Origin of the sequence: Duncaniella dubosii, from assembly GCF_004803915.1 — a bacterium.
Taxonomy (GTDB): Bacteria; Bacteroidota; Bacteroidia; order Bacteroidales; family Muribaculaceae; genus Duncaniella; species Duncaniella dubosii.
In genome coordinates this window covers 410,116-431,822 of the sequence record NZ_CP039396.1, presented here as the reverse complement: position 1 = coordinate 431,822, position 21,707 = coordinate 410,116, and the positions used below count along the sequence as shown (strand labels likewise).

The following is a 21,707-nucleotide window of genomic DNA, read 5'->3' as shown; positions in this document are numbered from 1 at the left end:
AGACGCCATATCGGCGTTGAGGTTTAATCTCAATGTTGTTTTTCGATCGGTTTTTCCTCTGAAAACCCGGAACTGGTGATGGGATTATCTCCGGGATAAGTGTATGATCCGGAGTATGTTTTTCCAATAATCCGTGTCACATCTGCATGCGCGCAGATGTGACACGTGAGTATTTAAGTTGTTTTATTTCTTAAGCTCGCCTACCTTTTCGAGTGTGCGTTTGAGCTGACACCAGAAACGTTCGACAGCCGGAATGTGCATGCGCTCTGAAGGAGAGTGGACGTCGCGGAGGGTCGGGCCTAATGAAACCATGTCGAGGTGCGGGTATTTTGTCAGGAAAAGGCCACACTCAAGGCCGGCGTGGATTGCCTTTATGGCAGGAGTCACGCCATAAAGTTCCTGATAGGCATCACGGGTAATCTTCATGATGGGTGATTCAAGGTTGGGCTGCCATCCGGGATAGCCGTCACCATGTTCGACATGTGCGCCTGCGAGGAGGAAGACGGCCTCTACCTGACGGGCGATGTCCCATTTGCGCGATTCGACAGAGCTGCGCTGGCTGGTGGTGACAACGATAGTGTTGTTGGGAGCCATCTTGACAGATGCAAGATTTGTCGAAGTCTCGACAAGACCTTCGAGTTCGCGACTCATGGAAACAACTCCGTGAGGTGCGCAGTATAGGGCGCGGATGATGTTGGTTGATGTGGTCTGGTCAATTGTAAAGTCAGGCGCATCAACACTTTCCATCGTAATCTTGAGATTCGGTTCGATGCCTTGGTATTCGTTTTCGAGATCGGCGATGTAGTGGTTGAGGGCGACGCGGACATCTTCTTTGCGCGATGTGTGGACACCGATGACCGCATGGCTTGCGCGGGGAATGGCGTTGCGCAGGTTGCCGCCGTCGATTTCTGAAAGCACAACTTCGTGCTTTCCTGAAAGGAGGAAGAGGAAACGGGCGAGGAGCTTGTTGGCGTTGGCGCGTCCGAGGTGGATGTCACCGCCTGAATGGCCGCCGTTGAGTCCCTCGACATTTATCTTGAAGTAAAGGAAATCGGATGGAGCGAATGATCGGTTGTAGGTGAAGAAGGCCTGAGTGTCGACTCCGCCTGCGCATCCGACAAAGATTTCAGCGTCGTCCTCAGAGTCGAGGTTGAGGAGCATAGAGCCGGTGATCATGTCAGGACCGAGGTTGTTTGCTCCGGTCATGCCTGTTTCTTCGTCTACTGTGAAGAGAGCCTCGAGCGGTCCGTGTTCAAAGGAGTCATCGATGAGGGCTGCGAGCGATGCAGCCATTCCGATGCCGTTGTCAGCGCCGAGAGTCGTGCCGTTTGTGCGGATCCATTCGCCGTCAATCACAGCAGGAATCGGACTGTTGGCAAAGTCGAAGTGCTTGTCGTTAGACTCGCATACCATGTCCATGTGGCCTTGCATGATAACGGTCGGGGCGTTTTCATGGCCGGGTGTAGCCGGTTTGGAGATGACCACGTTGCCAACCTTGTCGGTCTTTGCTGTCAGATTGTGCTTTTGGGCAAATTCAAGAAGGTATTCACGGATTTTTTCTTCCTTCTTGGAAGGCCGGGGGATTTTAGTGATCTCATCGAAGATAGAGAAAACCTCACGCGGTTGAAGATCTTTGATTTCCATATAGAAATATTTAAGGATTTATGGACGTAATTGAAATTTTTACGGACATGTTAAAAATATATGCGGCAGATGGTATCTGCAGACGCATCTTTTAGGAATATTAGCGCAAGTGTGAAACAATTGTTAAATATCTCACATTTGCACCACTAAATTATAAAATAAAATTGAGATAGACGCTATAATTTGCGCTAAATTGCTACTTTTGCATCTGAAAACCCCGATTGTCTATGAAAATTGTACTTCTGACAGTAGTTGCGGCCGTTGTCCTTATCGGGTTGGCTGTAGTGATTATGGGAGTGAAAGCGCTCTTTGTCAAAGGAGGCAAATTTCCGACAGGGCATGCGCACGACATCCCGGAGCTAAAGCGCCGTGGCATAGGGTGCGCGCACCGTCATAAAGAACCATGAAACATCGGATTTTCAGTGTGAACATCAAGAATATAAACATCACAAAATTCAATATTATCTCACATCTTTAACACATGAACAAGTTAGCAATATCAGCTTCGACGCTGCTTCTAAGTCTTTTTGCCCTCACTGCTACCTCGTGCGGCGGTTCAACGTCAAGCGATCCTGCAGCCGGAGCTCCGGCTCAAGCAGCAACAGCCGATGGCGCAACCTCTTCCGCACTTAATATACGTTATATCGATTCAGATTCTCTCATGACCCACTACAATCTTGCAAAGGATTTTCAGGAGGCTTCAATGAGAGCTGTGTCGAAGATTGAAAGCGCACGTCAGGCTAAAGCCGGCGAGATTCAGAAGTTTGCCGCAGCCATCGAGCAGAAGGCGCGCAGCAACGGCTATCTTTCCGAGGCCAGCTACAATGCAGATATGCAGAAGCTCCAGAAGATGCAGCAGGATGCCGAGAATTATCTTGCTAACCTTAGCCGCAACACTGAAAACGAGCTTGGCCAGCAGCAGCTTCAGCTGAATGACTCGATTGAGAATTATGTAAAGGTCTATAATGCTTCCAAGGGATATGATGCTATCCTTTTCAAAGCTGCGGGCATTTATTTCAATCCGTCGCTCGATATCACACGTGATATCATCGATGGGCTCAACGCCCGTTACAATAAGGTTGACTCTTCCAAGTAAGAAGCGTGCAATCTGAATAAGAAATTGAAAAAACAGACTTCCCGCCGAATGATTCAAAATCAGGCGGGAAGTCTGTTTTTTTAGAATTGATATATGTTAGATGTGTAAGTCGTAGTTGTCCGTAGGGGGCTTTTAGCAGAACTGACAATCCAAAGATGACGTTTAGCGATAATCCGCGAAGCGAGTCTGGAGTTTCTTGCGGGCGAAGAAGATGCGACTCTTGACTGTGCCGAGGGGGAGATTCATGTGGTCGGCGATTTCATTGTATTTATAGCCGGCAACGTGCATGGAGAAAGGAATGCGGTATTCGTCGGGAAATTCGTTGATGGCATCTGAAATCTCGTTTGCACCGAAAGAGCCTTCCGGGGTTTCGAGTCCTGAATCCTGTGACAGATTGAGATGATAGAGGTCGTCGGTCTGGTCGATGATTGTCGCCGAGCGTGACACCCGACGATAGTTGTTGATGAAAATGTTGCGCATGATGGTGAAAACCCAGCCTTTGAAGTTGGTGTTGTCAACATATTTGCTTTCGTTGTCGAGGGCTTTCAGGGTGGTGTCCTGCAGCAGGTCGTAAGCGTTGTCTCTGTTTGAGGTGAGCATGTAGGCAAAATTAAGAAGATTGCTCTGCAGGCTCATCAGCTTGTTTTGAAATTCCTGAGTTCCCATAAATTTATCGTTTTTATGCGGTTGAACGGAGTGTTGGTTTTGTGAAAAGCGGGCTTTTCACAATGTTGTTTTTTGTTTACGCTTCAAAGTTATCGCCAAAATCGTGTAATGAATCACTCTTGTTGTAAAAGAATGTTAATATGAGGACGTGATGTCGTGAATTGTGGGTAATTTGTTGGATATTAGTTTGTTATTTGCTTTTTGTTAATGTTGCGGAATTGTTGCAATGTATATTTTTATTACAGAATTCCTAAAAACAAACGCCCGCGAATCAACTTCGCAGGCGTTCCGGATCTGTTATCAGTGTGTGTAATGTTCCTATAGCAGTAAGGATAAAATTAGCATCTTAAAGAAAAGTAATGACATATTTATCTCTATGTATGTTTCTGTCGAATCAATACCATGATAAATTTCGATAACGTGAATCGTAAAACAATCTTATTTTACCGGTCTGCCTAATGGAAACCAACAGTTAGTTATACAGGAAAAATTTAATCTCTACAAAATAGTTTTTATGTTTAGCTTTGGTCGTGCATGTTTTTCTCTTTCAAGATGCGGGCCTTATCCGATTATCAGCGATAGTCGGCAAAACGCACCTGAAGTTTTTTACGGGCGAAGAAGATGCGGCTCTTGACAGTGCCGAGAGGGAGGTTCATCTTTTCGGCGATTTCATTGTACTTGTACCCGGCGATGTGCATGGAGAAAGGAATACGGTATTCGTCGGGAAATTCGTTGATTGCATCTGAAATCTCGTTTGCTCCGAAACATCCTTCCGGTGTTTCAAGTCCTGAATCCTGCGAGAGATTAAGGTGATAGAGATCTTCAGTCTGGTCAATAACGGTAGAGGAACGAACGACGCGGCGGTAATTATTGATAAAGATGTTGCGCATAATGGTGAAAACCCAACCTTTGAAGTTGGTGTTGTCAACATATTTGCTCTCATTATCAAGGGCTTTCAGGGTGGTATCCTGCAGCAGGTCGTAAGCGTTGTCTCTGTTTGAGGTGAGCATGTAGGCAAAGTTTAGAAGATTGCCTTGAAGACTCATAAGCTTGTTTTGAAATTCCTGAGTTCCCATAATTGAAAATTTAGAGAGTTGAACGTATCAAAAAGAATCGAGGATTGTTGTTGTGTTCCTTTTTTGTCCTCAATATGCCTCTGGTAAATCCACGGACACATTTGACAATTCAAAATTACAACAAAATCTTAGCGTGATAAATATATTTAATATAAAATTTTGTTAAATTGATGACAAATATATTACAAAATAAGATAGTATTCTGAATTATAGAGGATTAATTTGGATTCATAATTATTGCGAAAATGTTACAATTTAGTGTGCTTTGCAATTAAATCCTCAATGACTTTGATTTTTGGATTCGCTTGCATACTTTTAATACATCTGATTACAGATCTGGTTTTGTCTGACGGATGTTTTAACTAAATTTTGCAGTTAAGGTTTGCGAGAGGCTATATGAAAGCGATGCTGAAGATTGAAAAGAGGACATAAAAACGACACCGCCGTCATTACTTTTAAGGTGGTGACGGCGGTGTTGTTATTGATACGCTTATGCGCGGTCGGCTTTTAGTCAGCGAATTTGGCTTTGACAAATTCACGGTTGAGGCGGGCAATGTTGCTCAGAGGAATGTTCTTGGGACATTCGGCTGCGCATGCGCCTGTGTTTGTGCAGTTACCAAATCCGAGTTCATCCATCTTCCTGACCATTGCGCGGGCACGGCGTGCGCGTTCCACCTGACCTTGCGGCAGGAGTGCGAACTGGCTTACCTTGGCGCTGACAAAAAGCATTGCCGAGCCGTTTTTGCAGGCTGCAACGCAAGCGCCGCAACCGATACATGTTGCCGAGTCCATAGCCACGTCGGCCACTTCCTTTGAGATGGGAAGGTTGTTGGCATCGGGAGCGCCACCACAGTTGAACGACACATAACCACCGGCCTGCTGAATCTGGTCGAAGGCGTTACGGTTGACCATGAGGTCGCGGATCACGGGGAAGGCAGCCGAACGCCAAGGCTCGATAGTGATGGTGTCCTCGTTGTTGAACTTACGCATGTGGAGCTGGCAGGTAGTGATGCCCTGTACAGGACCGTGGGGGTGTCCGTTGATATAGAGAGAGCACATACCGCAGATGCCTTCACGACAGTCGCTATCGAATACCACAGGCTCTTCGTTGCGGTCGACGAGCTGCTGGTTGAGCATGTCGAGCATTTCAAGGAATGAGCTGCCGGTCGAAACATTCTCAACACGATAGGTCTGGAATGAACCCGGTTCTTTTGGGCCACGTTGACGCCAAATCTTGAGGTTTACATTTATAGTATGTTCCATTTGTCTTCGAAATTTGCTTATGATTTGTAGTTACGTGTTTGAACCTTGATTTCGGTGTAATTGAGGGGTTCTTTGAGAAGGACGGGCTTTTCGTTGTCGCCTGTATATTTCCAGCAGGAAACATACATGTAATCCTTGTCGTTACGTGCGGCTTCGCCGTCGGCGAGCTGATATTCTTCGCGGAAGTGTGCGCCGCATGATTCGTTGCGGTTGAGGGCGTCGATGGCCATCATCTTGGCGATCACGAGGAAGTCTTCGAGACGGAGTGCCTTTTCAAGCTCGGTGTTGAGGTCGTCGGCGCGGCCTACGACACGGAGGTCAGTGTAGAATTCCTTGCGTACTTCTTCGATTTCGTCGAGAGCCTTGACGAGACTCTGAAGTGTGCGGCCCATACCAACGAGATCCCACATCACATGGCCGAGACGCTTGTGGATCTGGTCAGGCGACTTTGTTCCCTTGATGTTCATGAGCTTTTCGATGCGGGCGCGTACGGCCTTCTCTGCTTCGTCAAACTCCTTGGCATCGGTTGTGAAGTGGGGAACCTTGATCTGGTCGCTGAGGTAGTTCTGCATTGTGTAGGGAATCACGAAATAACCGTCGGCGAGACCCTGCATGAGAGCCGACGCACCGAGGCGGTTTGCTCCGTGGTCGGAGAAGTTACATTCACCGATGGCGAAGAGACCCTTGATTGAAGTCTGGAGCTCGTAGTCAACCCAGATGCCGCCCATTGTGTAGTGGCTTGCGGGGAAGATCATCATCGGAGTTTCATAGGGGTTATCGTCAGAGATCATCTGATACATGTCGAAGAGGTTGCCGTAGCGATCGCGCACGACATCTTCGCCAAGACGGTTGATCGCATACTTGAAGTCGAGGTAAACGGCGTTGCCTGTACCTACGCCAAAGCCTGCGTCGCAGCGCTCCTTGGCTGCACGGCTGGCGATGTCACGGGGGCAGAGGTTACCGAAGGCGGGATAGCGGCGTTCGAGATAGAAGTCGCGGTCCTCGTCGGGGATATCGGTCGGCTTCTTCTTGCCGGCGCGGATAGCCTCGGCGTCTTCTTTCTTTTTGGGTACCCAGATGCGGCCGTCGTTACGGAGCGATTCACTCATGAGTGTGAGCTTCGACTGGTCTTCGCCGTGGACGGGGATACAGGTGGGGTGAATCTGTGTAAAAGCGAGGTTGGCAAGATAAGCTCCCTTCTTGAATGCCTGAACTGCGGCCGAACCGTTGCAGCCCATTGCGTTTGTCGAGAGGAAGAATGCACGGCCATAACCGCCGGTAGCGAGCACCACTGCGTGAGCGGCGTAGCGCTCGATTTCACCGGTGACGAGGTTGCGGACGATGATACCGCGTGCGCGGCCGTCGATGATTACTACGTCGAGCATCTCGCGACGGTTGAACGACTTCACAGTGCCTTTCTTGATCTGGCGGTTGAGCGAAGCGTAAGCGCCGAGGAGAAGCTGCTGGCCTGTCTGGCCTTTAGCATAGAATGTACGCGACACCTGTGCGCCACCGAACGAACGGTTGGCGAGGAGGCCGCCGTATTCGCGTGCGAAAGGTACACCCTGAGCCACGCACTGGTCGATGATATTGTTTGACACCTCTGCGAGACGATAGACGTTTGCCTCGCGCGAGCGGAAGTCACCGCCCTTGATGGTGTCGTAGAAGAGGCGGTAAACAGAGTCGCCGTCGTTCTGATAATCCTTTGCTGCATTGATACCGCCCTGAGCTGCGATTGAGTGCGCGCGGCGGGGTGAGTCCTGTATGCAGAAGTTGAGCACGTTGAAGCCGAGTTCGCCGAGAGTCGAGGCTGCTGACGCACCTGCGAGACCGGTACCTACGACAATCACGTCGAGATTGCGCTTGTTGGCGGGGTTCACGAGCTTCTGATGAGCCTTATAGTTGGTCCACTTCTGGGCGAGAGGGCCTTCGGGAATCTTTGAATCAATCTGATATTCAGGAAGCTTGGAGGATTCGATGTCGGCGTAATCCTTCATGATGGGGGTAGAGTCGATCATACCCTCAAGGTTCTTGTTGTCTGCCATATCTGTGATGTGGGATTGTTAACGATGAGATTAGAAACATCCGCTATGGGCACGGACTGTGAACACGATAGCTTCGGCAATGAAGAGAAGAACCACGATGGTTGTCCACCAGAAGCCGATGCTTTTGAGGCGCGGAAGCCATGTGTCGTTGTCCCATCCGCAGCTCTGGAACATTGACCAGAAACCGTGGTTCATGTGGAACCAGAGGGCGATGAAGCCGATGATGTAGACAATGGGTGTCCACACGAGCTTGAAGGCTTCGTTGATGAAGTAGATGCCGTTTTGTGGATCGGGGAAGTGCTCGCCGAGGATTTCTGCCAGCTGCATCTTGGCCCAGAATTGAATCATGTGGACCACGAGGAAGGCGAGAATCACGATGCCGAGCACGAGCATGTTTTGCGAAGCCCATTCAACCTGTGCGGGTTTTGCAACGACTGCATAGCGGTCATTGCCACGGGCCTTGCGGTTCTGGATGGTGAGCCACACTGCATAGCAGATGTGGATGATAGCGAGGGCTGCGAGGCCGATTGATGCTACGAGAGCATACCAGTTGGCTCCGAGGAATGCACAGATAGCGTTGTAGCCATCAGGCGAGAAAATAGCCACTCCGTTCATCAGACAGTGAAACGTGACAAATAGGACAAGGCAAATGCCCGTGAGTGCCATCACGAACTTCCTTCCTATAGATGAGCATGTTAACCACATAGTAGTTTGGAAATGAAATTAGAAATTATTAGATTGGATTTATGAAATTGTGCTATGGGAAAATGAGAGATTCCCGAGACCCGAAGGCCGGAATTCTATGTTCGGCATTGCCAAAGATGCGCATTGTGCTCTTGATAGTGCAAAGTTACGTCAAAACATCGGTCTTTACAAGAATTAAAGAAAAATTTCTTTAACTAATATCAACCTCTTTGTTTCGTGACAGATGTGTTTCTGAGATATTCCACACATTTTTTGACTCTTTTAGAAATTATGTGTATTTTTGTGAGCAATAAACGGCCCAAGCGCCATGTAAACCTTTTAAGGACGTTCTAAAAACATACGCACATGCCAGCAATCTTGCTCATATTCTATCGCATCTATCAGGTGGTCATCATGTGTCCGCTTCTGATAGTGGCGACTATTCTCACCGCCGTCGCTACAGTCATTGGTTCGGCCTCGGTTTCGGCGGATGGTGGGGATATTATCCTGAAATCCTCTGGTCGCGTCTGTTTTGCTGGCTGGCGTTTGTCAGGGTGACCGTCAGTGGCCGCGAGAACATCGACTCAAAGGTCAGCTATATGTTCGTAGCCAACCATCAGGGGGCTTACGACATTTTTACTGTCTACGGCTATCTCGGCCATAATTTCCGCTGGATGATGAAGCAGAGTCTTCAGAAAATTCCATTTGTCGGGTGGGCATGCCGCTGGGCAAAGCAGATTTTTGTCGACAATTCATCGCCTGCCGCCACTCGCCGCACAATGGAGCGGGCCGAGCGCCTGCTGAGTGGAGGAATGTCGCTTGTGGTTTTTCCCGAAGGTGCGAGGACATGGACCGGCGAGATGCGCCCGTTCAAGCGCGGGCCTACCGACTTGCCGTGGAATTTAATCTCCCTGTCGTGCCGCTGACCATTGACGGCGCATTCAAGGTGCTTCCGCGATTCAAGAAACTGCCTGTCCCGGGACATATCCATCTGACAATACATAAACCCATACTCCCTTCGACTGACGGTCATGATCTTTCAAGGCTAATGGAAGAGTCTCGTTCTTCAATTGCTTCAGTACTCTGATCTGGATATTGCCTCCTTATTATAAATATGTATATACAAGACCCGATGTGATGTCATTGTATTGTTGTTGTCGGCAACTACGGATGGCTTTTTACTGAGAGCCTGAACTTTCGTGCCTTTTAAAATGTTTCTGAATATAGATAGCCGGCGCTGTGTGCCGGTCTTGTCATTATGCCATGAGTCCACATGTCTGCCTGATTGACATTTTGTCAGTCGCGACTGACAATCCTTGCCTTTGGCACGATTTATGCGATATCATGAAGCAGAGGCGACGGGTCGCGTGACCCGACTAACCTTAAAGTAATTAAAAAATTAATCAATAATAATCATTTATAATATCAGAAACTATGAATATCAAGCCATTAGCTGACAGAGTGCTGATTAGCCCCACTCCTGCCGAAGAAGTAACAGCCGCCGGTATCATCATTCCCGATACGGCAAAGGAAAAACCCCTTCGTGGAACAGTCGTGGCTACCGGCAACGGTACAAAAGACGAGGAAATGGTCGTTAAGGCCGGCGACGAAGTCCTTTTCGGCAAATATGCAGGTTCTGAAATCGAGCTTGACGGCACTAAATATCTCATCATGCGTCAGAGCGATGTCCTTGCCGTTCTTGAAAAGTAATTCTCTGCGTTCAGGAATTATCAGGACAGAAAGATAAATAGTAATCCCTTGAGGATTTTTATAAACGATAACTCTTAGATTTTAAGAATAAAATGGCAAAAGAAATTAAATTCGATATAAAGGCTCGCGAAGAGCTCAAGAAGGGTGTCGACGCTCTCGCCGATGCCGTGAAAGTGACACTCGGTCCTAAGGGCCGCAATGTAATCATTGAGAAGAAGTTTGGCGCACCCCATATCACCAAGGACGGTGTCAGCGTGGCTCGCGAAATCGAACTTGAAGATGCATTCCAGAACATGGGCGCACAGCTCGTGAAGGAAGTGGCATCCAAGACCGGCGACGATGCCGGCGACGGAACAACCACTGCTACCGTGCTCGCTCAGGCTATTATCAACGTCGGTCTCAAGAACGTTGCTGCCGGAGCAAACCCGATGGATATCAAGCGTGGTATCGACCGTGCGGTTGCCGTTGTCGTTGAAGGCATCAAGGCTCAGAGCGAGGAAGTCGGTGACGATTTCAAGAAAATCGAGGACGTTGCCCGTATCTCTGCCAACAATGACGAGGCTATCGGCCATCTAATCGCCGAGGCTATGAAGAAGGTGAAGAAAGAGGGTGTCATCACTGTTGATGAAGCCAAGGGCACTGAAACTACTGTTGATATCGTTGAAGGTATGCAGTTTGACCGTGGCTACATCTCACCCTATTTCGTGACCAATACAGAAAAGATGGAGTGTGTGATGGAAAGTCCCTACATTCTCATCTATGACAAGAAAATCTCTAACATCAAGGATATCCTTCCCGTACTCGAACAGACCGCACAGTCTGGCCGTGGCCTTCTCATCATCTCTGAGGATGTCGATCAGGAAGCGCTCGCAACTCTTGTTGTCAACCGTCTCCGCGGTTCGCTCAAGGTTTGTGCTGTGAAAGCTCCCGGTTTTGGCGACCGTCGCAAGGAAATGCTTGAGGACATCGCAGTGCTTACCGGCGGTGTGGTCATCTCGGAAGAAAAGGGCATGCAGCTCACTACAGCTACTGTTGACATGCTCGGACGTGCTGAAAAAATCACTGTCAACAAAGAGAACACCACAATCGTCAATGGTGCCGGCAACAAGGAGGCTATCGCATCGCGCATCGCTATGATCAAGACTCAGATCGAGCAGACCACAAGCGACTATGACCGCGAGAAACTTCAGGAACGTCTCGCAAAGCTCGCAGGCGGTGTTGCCGTGCTCCACATCGGTGCTCCCAGTGAGGTTGAGATGAAGGAGAAGAAGGACCGTGTTGACGATGCTCTCTCTGCAACCCGTGCGGCTATCGCCGAAGGTATCGTTCCCGGTGGTGGTGTGGCCTATATCCGCTGCGTGAAGTCGCTCGAAAATCTGAAAGGTGCTAACGATGACGAAACCACAGGTATCAATATCGTCCTCCGTGCCATCGAAGAGCCGCTTCGCCAGATTGTTGCCAATGCCGGTGAGGAAGGTGCTGTGGTCGTTCAGAAAGTCAAGGACGGAAACGCAGATTTCGGCTACAACGCCCGCACTGGAAATTATGAAAACCTTCTCGCTGCGGGTGTCATCGACCCTGCAAAGGTTACACGAGTGGCTCTTGAGAACGCCGCTTCGATTGCAGGTATGTTCCTCACCACATCTTGCGTTATCGCAGACAAGAAGGAAGAAAATCCTGCACCCGCAATGCCCGCACCCGGTATGGGTGGCATGGGCGGCATGATGTAATTGTTCCATAACAGTCGACCTGACTCTTCCTGAACCAAGGAAGATAAAATAAAATTCAAAAATCGGTTCGTTCTTTCTTAGATAGATTGAACGGACCGGTTTTTTATGCTTTGCAATGCCTTGAACGCTTTTGTGTATGATTAACTTTGAGTAGTTATTTCCGTCTTCAAAAGTTTTTATGTCGGTAAAATATATTCAGACATGAATTTTTAAAATATTTTAATATTTCTTTGCTCAACGCTTGTATATTAGCGAATTAAGTTGTAGTTTTGCATTCAGAGACATTTTCGCTTAGTAGCTGATTTATGGCTTATTACAATAAGTGGCTTGATGTGACATCACTATTTTATTATCAATAAATTTAATACCAATTATTATTAATTTCTACTCATGACAAAAAGAATTTGGAATGTTGTCCTTGTTCTGGCGTGCCTGTTGGGATTCCAGTCGGCGCGTGCCGGGTTTAAGGATATCAGAGTGGATCTGACCAATGGCAACATGCTTACCGATAGCGAGATTGCCGATAAGTCATCGACTACATTCGGAGTTGCCGTCGCTGCCGACGGTGCTGTTTCGCGTGTTGCAGCTGACGATGCTTCCGCTGCAATTGTGGTATCAGGCAAATTTCATTCAAATGAGCACGGCTGGGGTAATTTCAGCTCTACTGTGACTGTCGAAGGTCCTGTGAGGATTTCTATGGGCACATGCGCTTGGGGTGGAGATGTGACTGTCAAAAATGCCGACGGTGAAACTGTTGCCACCTTCAATACAAACACCGGTGCCTGCTATCACAATGACAAGACCGGAAACATCGCTTCGGCTGTCTATAAAGGTAATGCCGCCACCCTTACGATAGCAGGTGGAAGCTACACTCCCTACATTGCAGTTGAAAAGGTCAATCCCTCTGAGCTCCTTGACGAGTATGAGGTTTCATTCGGTTTTGGTGACTATGTCGATTCCGGCATCCTTCCCGAGTCTGCGAAGGTTGAATCTGGCAAGACTTTCACCATACCGGCAAACTTCACCATGTATCAGGATGGCAAGACTCTCGTTGGCTGGACCGACGGAAGCAAGAACTATGAAATCGGTGAGATTATGACAGTCACCGCCCCTGTCTCACTGACTCCTGTTTTCGTCGATAACGCCGTCGCGCTCGCTGACCGCAAAGATCCCGTCACAATCAAGTGGGATTTCCAGCGTCAGAACGGAGCACCCACAGTGGGATTTCAGAATGTCACAGGTTTCTGGGTAGCTCAGGCCAAAATCGGTACTGAAATCATTGATGTGAAACTTGACTTTGACACAAACAACGGTGGCAAGATTGCCAACGGCAACTGGAATGACTGGGCGCAGATGAATGCCGGAACTACGTTTAAAGTTCCGTCATGTAAAGGCGCTGTAGTTTCGACCGAGGCATACAATTCGCCGACAACAACGACTGTCGACGGCGTTTCTATTGCCGACGGCACTAAGAATCCGTCCTTCACCTGTCAGGGCAAGGCAGAGTTCGTTGATCTCGTCATCGGCGACGGATCTTACTATCGCTACATTCAGGTGCTTCTGCCTGTAGTCCCCAAGGACCTTGCCGGCACTACTTTCGAAAATCAGGATGCGTCGGTCGTATGGGCCTTCAATTCATCAAGTTTCATGGAAGATGTCGTGGCTATGCCTGAGGGAGCTTTCTCGATAGCTAATTTCGATATCGGTGTTTGTACTTTCAAAAAGGTTATCAGCACAACTATGTGCCCTGACATACAGTTTGTCGACATTACGTCGGCCAACGGTCCGTCTGACATAATCAAGTGGACGGTTAAGCCTGCCAAGGGGCTGACCTTTACTCCTGTAAGCGTCAGCTTCTATGTCGGACGTGACGGCACTGATGGCACAGGCAATGATGTGACTGTCCGTGGCGAGATCACCGGCGGGGAATCTGTTGAATTTGCCTCGATTACTCCTCACCGCAACAACAAGACTCAGGCTGAGGATGCCAAAGGCTCTCTCGATTCATATACAGTCAAGTTTGAATACGCTCTGACTCCCGAGCAGCAGAAGGCTCTTGCTTCAGGCGATGGTTTTAGTCTCGTCATGAACAATGGCTATGCCAACAACAAGGGTCTTCTTGTTTCCGATGTCCGTATCAACGGTATTCTTGACGGAACAGTCGAGGCTGTTGATAAATACACTCTCAAACTTTCTCAGAACATTGAGAGCGCAGGCAAGGTGACAGCCTATCCCTCGGCAGAGGAATATGAGGCCGGCACGGAAGTGACTCTTACGGCTGCCCGCAATTTCGGTTACAGATTTATCAACTGGACAGATGGTGCAGGCAAGGAACTGTCGGCTGAAACTTCGTTCACATACGTCGTCGACGCTAATTCGGAAATCATTGCTAATTTCGAAGCGCTCCGCACATTCGCGCTTGACTATAATGTCGAGGGTGGAGCTAACAGTTACATGGTCGCTCCGACTCCTGCTCCGACTGTTGTCGATGGAAAGAACATGTATGAGGAAGGCACGACCGTGACCCTCACTGCAAGCAGTAACCCGATTCTAACGTTCACTAACTGGAACGATGGTCAGTCATCGAGCGAAATACAGTTTGTAATGGATGCTGACAAGTCGTTTACCGCAAGCTACTCGTCGATTGACTTCGTTGCCGGATGGGATTTCCACCGTGCGGGCAACAACGGACGCGTCGCTGACTTCGCTGCGGCCGACAATGACGCTGCTGCTCTGGTGCTTCGCGACGAGGCGGGCAATTCGCAGGGCTGGCTCGACAAGAGTGCTTCGGCCGGTGGCTATGAGGGGCGTCCCGGTGGTGTGAACTGGCGCACCGACGGTCTTGGAAAATACTATTGGCAGACTATGGTCAATGCCGAGGCTTTCACTGACCTCAAGGTAATCACCGCTATGGTCTACAACTACAATGCCTATCAGAAATACAATGTGCAGTATTCGCTTGACGGTGAAAACTGGCAGACTGTGGGCACTCTCTTCATGCAGGGAGCAAAGAACTGGACCGACGGAGAGTTTGATCTCCCCGCTGAGGCAAACAATCAGAAAGCCGTATATATCCGCTGGATTGCCGACCGTGATTCCGAAATTGACGGAACTAAGTCTGACAATGACGGCGCTTGTATCGGAGCAAGCTACATCCTCGGAACAAGCAAGCTTATTGACGACGGGACGGCACCTGTGCTTGTTTCGTTTATTCCCGAGGATGGATCTTCGTCGGCCTCGATTAACGGCAAGATAGTGCTTACATTCGACGAGAAGGTGAAGGTCAAGGAGGGAACGACGGCTACTCTCGGCGACAAGGTGCTCACGCCTTCGGTGTCAGGCAAGACCATACTTTTCCAGTACAAGAATCTTGCCTACGCTACCAACTACACGTTCACACTTCCCGCCAACAGTGTGATGGACCTTACTGACAATTCAATCAGTGACGAGATTAAGATCCGCTTCACTACCAAGACGCGTCCGGTCGTGGCCAAGGCTCTCTATGATGCAGAGGTCAGCAATGTAGACGAACTTGTGGCTGCCATAAAGGCTGCAGGTGCGCGTGAAGACAAGACCAAGCGTTTCCGCATCTTCATCCACGACGGTTTCTATAAGATTCCCGCAAGCACTACAGCTACCAAGACCGGCAGCGACGGCAAGGCTTATCCCGATCCCACCACATATATCAATACACCTAATATCTCGTTAATCGGCGAAAGCATGGAAGGAGTGGTCATAACCAATACCGTGCCTGAAGGTGAGGGCAACAATGGTTCCGGTACGGCAAATCTTCTTGAAGGTATAGGTAAGGGCGATGTTCTTCGTCTAGACAAGGCCGCTACATCTACCTATTTCCAAAATCTGACTATGAAGAGCTCTATGGGTGATTCGCGTGGCCGAGACATCGTGCTCAACGATGGTTCTGACAAGACAATGATGAAGGATGTTTGTCTATGGGCTTATCAGGATACCTATGTGTCGAACAACGATCAGGGTCGTTTCTACTTTGAAGGCGGTCTCCTCCGTGGACGCACTGACTTCCTCTGCGGCAAGGGCGACGTTTATTACAATGCCGTTACTCTACAGATGTGTGAGAAGGGTGGCTACCTTGCTGTTCCTTCCAATCCTAAAAAGTATGGTTATGTATTCAAGGATTGCGAGATTGTAGGAGAGAAAGATGACATCGACGGCAACTATACTCTCGGCCGTCCTTGGGGCAAGGGTACGCCGACTGCTCTCTATATCGACACCAAAATGACAGTCAAGCCTTCGGCAATCGGATGGAACGAAATGAGCGGAGGCTGGCCTGCACGCTTTGCCGAGTACAATTCGATGACTTCTACCGGAACAGTGATTGATCTCAGCCAGCGCAAGAAGATTTTTGCCGATTCACACGAAAACAATCCTGTGCTGACTAAGGAAGAAGCCGATGCTATGAGCTATGAGGCCGTCATGGGTTCGGACGACGACTGGGATCCCGCAAGCTACACTGAGCAGGCTCCGGCCCCGGCCAATGTCACTCTTGAAAACGGTCTGCTTTCATGGGATAATAGCGATTACGTGTCTTGTTGGGCAGTATGCAAGGACGGCAAGGTTATCGCCTTTACAATCGAGCCTCAGTTTGAGGTAGAGGTAGGCCGTGCGGGTGAAGTTTATTCTGTCCGTGCAGCCAACGAAATGGGTGGTCTCGGAGAGGCTGTTGCCGTCGGAGGCGCGACATCTGCCATTGACGGCATCTCGGCTGAAGAGGCTGTCGTTTCCACCGTCTACTATAATCTTCAGGGCATCCGCGTGAACGAAGGCACTCAGGGTGTTCTTATCAAGGTTGATACTCTCGAATCCGGCCGCACCGTCACTACAAAAGTCGTTGTGAAGTAAGGATAGTCCACTATAAAGACATTCAGCTCTATATCAGCTCCCGGCATATATCAGTCGGGAGCTTTTATTACGTATGGACGGTTTGGCTGTTTGATGGATTTTACGTACTTTTGTCTCAATAAACTACATTGTTATTTATGGATAAAAAAATTATTTTTGCGCTGTCTGCCGGAATGCTTGCAGTGAGCGCCTGCACTATCAACGCGCAGTCAAACTATTCTGTGACAGCGAATGTGCCGGCTGAGAAAAACAATACAATGGCCTATCTTCTCAACTGGGACAACGGTCAGAAGGTTGATTCAGTAATTGTTGCTGACGGTCAGGCTAAGTTTTCAGGCAACTCTCAGTCACCTTTTATCGGACGTCTGGTGGTCGACGGTGCGCGTGGCCCGATTTTCATTGTAGAAGAGGGAAATGTGGCGCTTTCTCCTGAAGGAGTTGCTTCCGGCACTCCGCTAAACGCCAAAATGGAGACATATGCCAAACGTATGAAAGAAATTGTCGGTGAGTACCAGAACATAGACCAGAATGATTCCACTCAGATGCCGAAGGCCAAGGCTCTGCAGGCAGAATATGAGGCAATACCATCAAAGGCCTATTCTGAAAACAAAGGCAATGCTCTCGGTCTCTACTATTTCCTCCAGATGGCATATGAAATGGATCTTGCACAGATTGACGCTGCGATAGCAGCAGATGCGAATCTCGCTTCGTCAGGACGTGTGCAGACTCTCCGCAACTCGCTTCTTGCCCGTGCAGAAACTTCCGAAGGCAAACACTACAAGGACTTTTCGGTGACCTACAACGGAAAGACTGAGAAACTCAGCGATTATGTGAAGCCCGGGCGCTATACGCTCGTCGATTTCTGGGCAAGCTGGTGCGGTCCGTGCATCCGTCAGACAAAGGTCATAAAGGAACTTTATGCAAAATACAAAGATATGGGCCTTGATGTCCTCGGTGTAGCCGTGTGGGATGAACCTGACAACACCCTTAAAGCCATCAAGAGCCACGGTCTTGACTGGCCCTGCATCATCAATGCCCAGAATGTCCCGACAGACCTCTACGGTATCACCGGCATACCTTGCATCATACTCATCAATCCTGAGGGCATCATAGTGTCGCGCGACAAGCAGAGTCAGGCTCTCATCGACGATGTTGACAAAGCAATGTCTACCTACGAGCCGCAGGCTCTCGTAATCCCAGCCACGACATCAGCCAACGATACTGCTGCAGTGAATACGGATACAAATGTGATTTTCTGAAACAGATCGATCCAAAAGACTGAAGAAACATAGACTATGACAGAAATAGATCTAAAAAATCTCCTTGATACAGAGGCGGCGAGAATCAACTCGCCGTCTTTCATTGAGGACGATCCCGTTCAGTTTCCACGGCGATTTGAAGATATCCGAGACATAGAGATAGCCGCTCTGCTGACTTCCGGCATCGCATGGGGAAACCGAAAGATGATATGCCGTAACTGCGACCGTCTGCTCGCGCTCATGGATAACAAACCGTATGCCTACGTTATGGACGAGGGCTATGAGGATTTGCCTGACGGACAGAATATCCACCGCACTTTTTTCACGCAGCATCTCAAACACTACCTCCGTGGGCTGCGTGTAATTTACTTGCGCCACGGTTCGCTTCAGGAATTTGGACGGAGCGAGGGGATTGCTGCATCAGAAGCTCCGGCGTGGAGACTGGTCGAGGGTATAAACCGTGTTCTGGAGGGGACCGATCCGGCAAACAATGAGTTTGCATCCCGATGTCTGCCACAGAATCTATCGACAACAGCCCTCAAACGTGTGAATATGGCTTTGCGCTGGCTTGTCAGAAACGACGGTATTGTCGACATGGGGGTATGGGACGTAATCAACCCTTCCCAGCTCTATATACCTCTTGATGTCCATGTCGGCGACATTTCGCGTGAGCTCGGACTGCTCACCCGCAAGGCCAACGACCGCCGTTCGGTCGATGAGGTAACCGCCCATCTCCGCCGTTTCACCCCGCCGACCCGACAATTTACGACTTCGCCCTTTTCGGAATCGGCATGAAGCTGTAATTGTTTTCTCACTTGATAAAAAATTACAGATTTATATTCCGCTTATCAGTCATATCCTGAATACTCAGAAGCAAGCGATTATACGTTAAATAAGTTTAAAGGCGTGAAACCGCTGCTGGTTCACGCCTTTAAATCATATTGTCACGCGATGATGTTTTTTATTATTCTATTCATCGGCCGGAGTTGGTGATTTCGTCACGGAGACGGTTGTTGAATTCTTTTTGTCCGTTGAGGTCTTCGAGGGTCAGGTGCATGCGGTAGCGCCAGTAGTGACGCGGATTTGCCGGAATGTTGATGAGTTCCTCGCGTGGATCCTGACGGCGCAGCACTCCGTCGATTGACAGCCAGTCCTGAAGCGGGAGAATGCAGAGCATTGAAGGCGACTGCAGGTGCATGCGGATGATACGCTCGCAAATCCACGGTTCGGCATATTGGGGTGCAGGGCCGGGTTCGCCGAGAACTTCGTTGTAATAGCGCTGGGTTGCATCGCGGTCACTTTCCCACCAGCGGCGGATACCGTCCATGTCGTGTGTGGAGGTCGTACATACCGAACGGTAAGGATAACTCCATGTGTTGCCGAATGTGGAATTGGGATCTTTAGGCATGCGCTGGATTTCAAGGACGAGAATCTGAAGATTGTTCATCACCGCAGGGACACATGCAGGAATCATACCAAGGTCCTCGGCACAGACGAGCATGTCGGTCGCATCGGTGAGCGGTGGTAGTTTCCACATGGCCTTGCCATACCAGAAGTCGTTGTTGCGACGGTAGAAAAAGTCGTTATACATGCGGTTGTAGCACCATTTCTCATAATCGTTGAGAGCCTGATATGCGAAGGTGAACTGAGCCGAGATGCGGGGATGGTATTTGCCTTTTTCGTATGGGTCTTCCACGAAGAGCACTTCGTCGATCAGGCCGAGAAGAGCGTTGCAGATGCGGTTGTTCTTGTCGTCTTTTTCCAGTCCGGCAAAGTAATCGGCGACTTTTCGCTGGGTGTTGAATTCGTCGCGCAGACGGTATCGACCATAGCCTTCGTCGATGAGGAAGCGGTCACGGCATTCATCGGTATAGTCGCCGAAGAAGGCGTTGAGCATATAGTCCATGATATATGGGCGTGTCTGCCGGTCGACATCAATCCAGAAGTCGTAACTGTTGCGAAGTTCGTCAGGCGAATAGGGCAGGGCGCGGTTAAATACTCCGAGCAGTCCGTGTACGGCATCCATCGGAATCTGCCAGATGCGGAAAAATCCGAGCACGTGGTCTATACGGTAGGCATCAAAGTATTCGGCCATTTTACGGAAACGGGCTTTCCACCATGCGAAACCGTCTTTGGCCATTTCGTCCCAGTTGTAGGTCGGTAATCCCCAGTTCTGTCCGAGCACCGAGAAATCGTCCGGCGGAGCTCCGGCCTGACAGTCGAGATTGAAAAGGCGTGGCGAAATCCATGCGTCGGCGCTGGTGCGCGAAATCCCGATAGGAATGTCTCCCTTGATGGCTACTCCGTGTGAATGTGCATAGTCACGTACCTCACGCATCTGCTTGTCAAGATAGAACTGGATATAGTAGACGTAGTTGATGTCGAGCTGATGGAGCGTGATGAAGTCCTTGACTTTTGCTTCGTCATAAACGGCATAATCGCCCCACTTCGACATGTCAGGAGTGCCGTTCTTGTCGCGAAGCACGCAGAAGGCCGCGTAGGGTGTAAGCCAAGATTCGTTCTTATTGAAAAAAGCCTTGAATTCGTCGGAGGCGAGGGTTGCTTCGCCGTTTTGTGCAAACAGTTCGCGAGTAAATTCATTTTTGGCGTTGTTGACGCGTTCATAGTCAACCTGAGGGAGTCGGTTGAGTTCGCGGCCAAGTTCTTCGAAATAATGCTGACGCTCCTCGTTGTCCAGTCGTCCCATTGCTGAAAGGCGCAGGTACATCGGATGGAGCGCGAATGTCGAATTGGCGTTATAGGGATAGGAGTCGGTCCACGAGCCGGTCATTGTAGTGTCGTTTATCGGCAGGAGCTGGACAAAATTCTGACCGGTCTGCGCCGCCCAGTCAATCATTAGTTTCAAATCCATGAAATCGCCGACACCGAAATCTTCTTCGCTGCGGAGCGAGAACACAGGAATCGCGACACCTGCGCCGCGCCATGGAGCAAGAGGATTGACGAAGCGTTCGCCGGCGCTTATAACCGATTCGTTAGAACGGGTGAGTTTAATGTCGATGTGACGGTTGTCACGGCCTTCCCAAGCGACGATTTCTCCAGTCGATTTCTTTATTATCAGGAATTTATAATCGCTTCCCGGTTCTAATCCGGCAGCCGGTATGTTGACAGTCCAAGTCGGATAGGCTGCATCGCTCATGCGGAGAACTTTCTCTGTATCCCATTCTCCGAAAGCCTTGGCCTCGCCACTTACAGCTACAGCTTCGTCAGGAGCAATCATCGGTGCGTCAACCGAAAGAGTAAGCATTCCCGATGAAGGGACAACGGGTTCGTCGCGTTGTCCACGGTGGCAGATACAGTCGGTGAATGCGCTGCTGTAGTAGGGTTTATCCATCGGCTGGTCCTGCCAACGGTCAAAGATTCTGAATGAATGAGCTTCAGGTGCGTGTGTGAAGCGGCGCGGTTTGCCCCATTCATGGCGGACGTAGCCGTTGTCGTGGCGGACAATGTAGCCATAAGAGAATTCCTCTACTGAATCAGGAATCTCCACCTCGGCTTTCCATGTCTCAGTCCCGGAGAGTGTCATGGGGACGGCTTTTGACAGATCACTGCCTCCAAGAGCTTCGGCCGAGCCGGTCAGGAACAGAGATTCGCCCCATTCGGTACGGTAATTGACATTAAAGGTAAGTTTCATAAGT

16 protein-coding genes are annotated in these 21,707 nt (G+C 49.4%); 9 read left to right on the top strand and 7 right to left on the bottom strand.

What is annotated here, in order from left to right; genetic code table 11:
- Positions 1–183 precede the first annotated feature (183 nt).
- Positions 184–1,644 carry an aminoacyl-histidine dipeptidase gene (locus E7747_RS01820; protein ID WP_136413761.1) on the bottom strand — a complete coding sequence of 487 codons (1,461 nt, stop codon included), beginning with the start codon at positions 1,642–1,644 and terminating at the stop codon, positions 184–186.
- A 227-nt stretch (positions 1,645–1,871) separates the two neighbouring features.
- Between E7747_RS01820 and E7747_RS01815 the strand changes: the two genes are divergently transcribed.
- Positions 1,872–2,051 carry a hypothetical protein gene (locus E7747_RS01815; protein WP_123613000.1) on the top strand — a complete coding sequence of 60 codons (180 nt, stop codon included), beginning with the start codon at positions 1,872–1,874 and terminating at the stop codon, positions 2,049–2,051.
- A 74-nt stretch (positions 2,052–2,125) separates the two neighbouring features.
- Positions 2,126–2,740 (top strand): OmpH family outer membrane protein, encoded by a 615-nt coding sequence (locus tag E7747_RS01810; RefSeq protein ID WP_123613001.1) that lies wholly within the window; start codon positions 2,126–2,128, stop codon positions 2,738–2,740.
- A gap of 162 nt (positions 2,741–2,902) precedes the next feature.
- Here the strand turns inward: E7747_RS01810 and E7747_RS01805 are convergent, their stop codons facing one another.
- The 5 genes from E7747_RS01805 to E7747_RS01785 form a co-directional block, all read right to left on the bottom strand.
- Positions 2,903–3,406 (bottom strand): RNA polymerase sigma factor, encoded by a 504-nt coding sequence (locus tag E7747_RS01805; protein ID WP_123613002.1) that lies wholly within the window; start codon positions 3,404–3,406, stop codon positions 2,903–2,905.
- A gap of 572 nt (positions 3,407–3,978) precedes the next feature.
- Positions 3,979–4,482 (bottom strand): RNA polymerase sigma factor, encoded by a 504-nt coding sequence (locus E7747_RS01800; protein ID WP_136413759.1) that lies wholly within the window; start codon positions 4,480–4,482, stop codon positions 3,979–3,981.
- A gap of 507 nt (positions 4,483–4,989) precedes the next feature.
- Entirely contained in the window at positions 4,990–5,745 is a 756-nt protein-coding gene (locus E7747_RS01795) for a succinate dehydrogenase/fumarate reductase iron-sulfur subunit (RefSeq protein WP_123613004.1), read from the bottom strand.
- 17 nt (positions 5,746–5,762) lie between these two features.
- Positions 5,763–7,742 carry a fumarate reductase/succinate dehydrogenase flavoprotein subunit gene (locus tag E7747_RS01790; RefSeq protein ID WP_123613347.1) on the bottom strand — a complete coding sequence of 660 codons (1,980 nt, stop codon included), beginning with the start codon at positions 7,740–7,742 and terminating at the stop codon, positions 5,763–5,765.
- Between the two features lie 78 nt (positions 7,743–7,820).
- The gene (locus E7747_RS01785) at positions 7,821–8,495 is read right to left on the bottom strand and encodes a succinate dehydrogenase cytochrome b subunit (protein ID WP_136413757.1); all 675 of its coding nucleotides are present in this window, start codon (positions 8,493–8,495) and stop codon (positions 7,821–7,823) included.
- Between the two features lie 395 nt (positions 8,496–8,890).
- Here E7747_RS01785 and E7747_RS01780 point away from each other — a divergent pair, with 395 nt between their 5' ends.
- From E7747_RS01780 to E7747_RS01755, 7 genes are all read left to right on the top strand, one after another.
- Positions 8,891–9,400, top strand: coding sequence for a lysophospholipid acyltransferase family protein (locus E7747_RS01780; RefSeq protein ID WP_317130219.1), 510 nt, complete (start codon positions 8,891–8,893; stop codon positions 9,398–9,400).
- Positions 9,370–9,561 (top strand): lysophospholipid acyltransferase family protein, encoded by a 192-nt coding sequence (locus E7747_RS17345; protein ID WP_317130218.1) that lies wholly within the window; start codon positions 9,370–9,372, stop codon positions 9,559–9,561. Before E7747_RS01780 ends, E7747_RS17345 begins: the two co-directional genes overlap by 31 nt.
- Positions 9,562–9,908: 347 nt before the next feature.
- On the top strand, positions 9,909–10,184 hold the full coding sequence (locus E7747_RS01775; protein ID WP_136413755.1) for a co-chaperone GroES: 276 nt from the start codon (positions 9,909–9,911) through the stop codon (positions 10,182–10,184).
- A gap of 92 nt (positions 10,185–10,276) precedes the next feature.
- On the top strand, positions 10,277–11,914 hold the full coding sequence (gene groL, locus E7747_RS01770) for a chaperonin GroEL (protein WP_123613008.1): 1,638 nt from the start codon (positions 10,277–10,279) through the stop codon (positions 11,912–11,914).
- Between the two features lie 390 nt (positions 11,915–12,304).
- Positions 12,305–16,792, top strand: coding sequence for a pectinesterase family protein (locus E7747_RS01765; RefSeq protein WP_136413753.1), 4,488 nt, complete (start codon positions 12,305–12,307; stop codon positions 16,790–16,792).
- Between the two features lie 137 nt (positions 16,793–16,929).
- Complete coding sequence (locus E7747_RS01760; protein WP_136413751.1) at positions 16,930–18,051, top strand: TlpA disulfide reductase family protein; 1,122 nt, start codon at positions 16,930–16,932, stop codon at positions 18,049–18,051.
- Between the two features lie 36 nt (positions 18,052–18,087).
- Entirely contained in the window at positions 18,088–18,846 is a 759-nt protein-coding gene (locus E7747_RS01755) for a TIGR02757 family protein (protein WP_136413749.1), read from the top strand.
- A 178-nt stretch (positions 18,847–19,024) separates the two neighbouring features.
- On the opposite strand, the gene E7747_RS01750 is transcribed toward E7747_RS01755, so the two are convergent.
- Positions 19,025–21,703 carry a 4-alpha-glucanotransferase gene (locus E7747_RS01750; RefSeq protein WP_136413747.1) on the bottom strand — a complete coding sequence of 893 codons (2,679 nt, stop codon included), beginning with the start codon at positions 21,701–21,703 and terminating at the stop codon, positions 19,025–19,027.
- Positions 21,704–21,707: the final 4 nt, after the last annotated feature.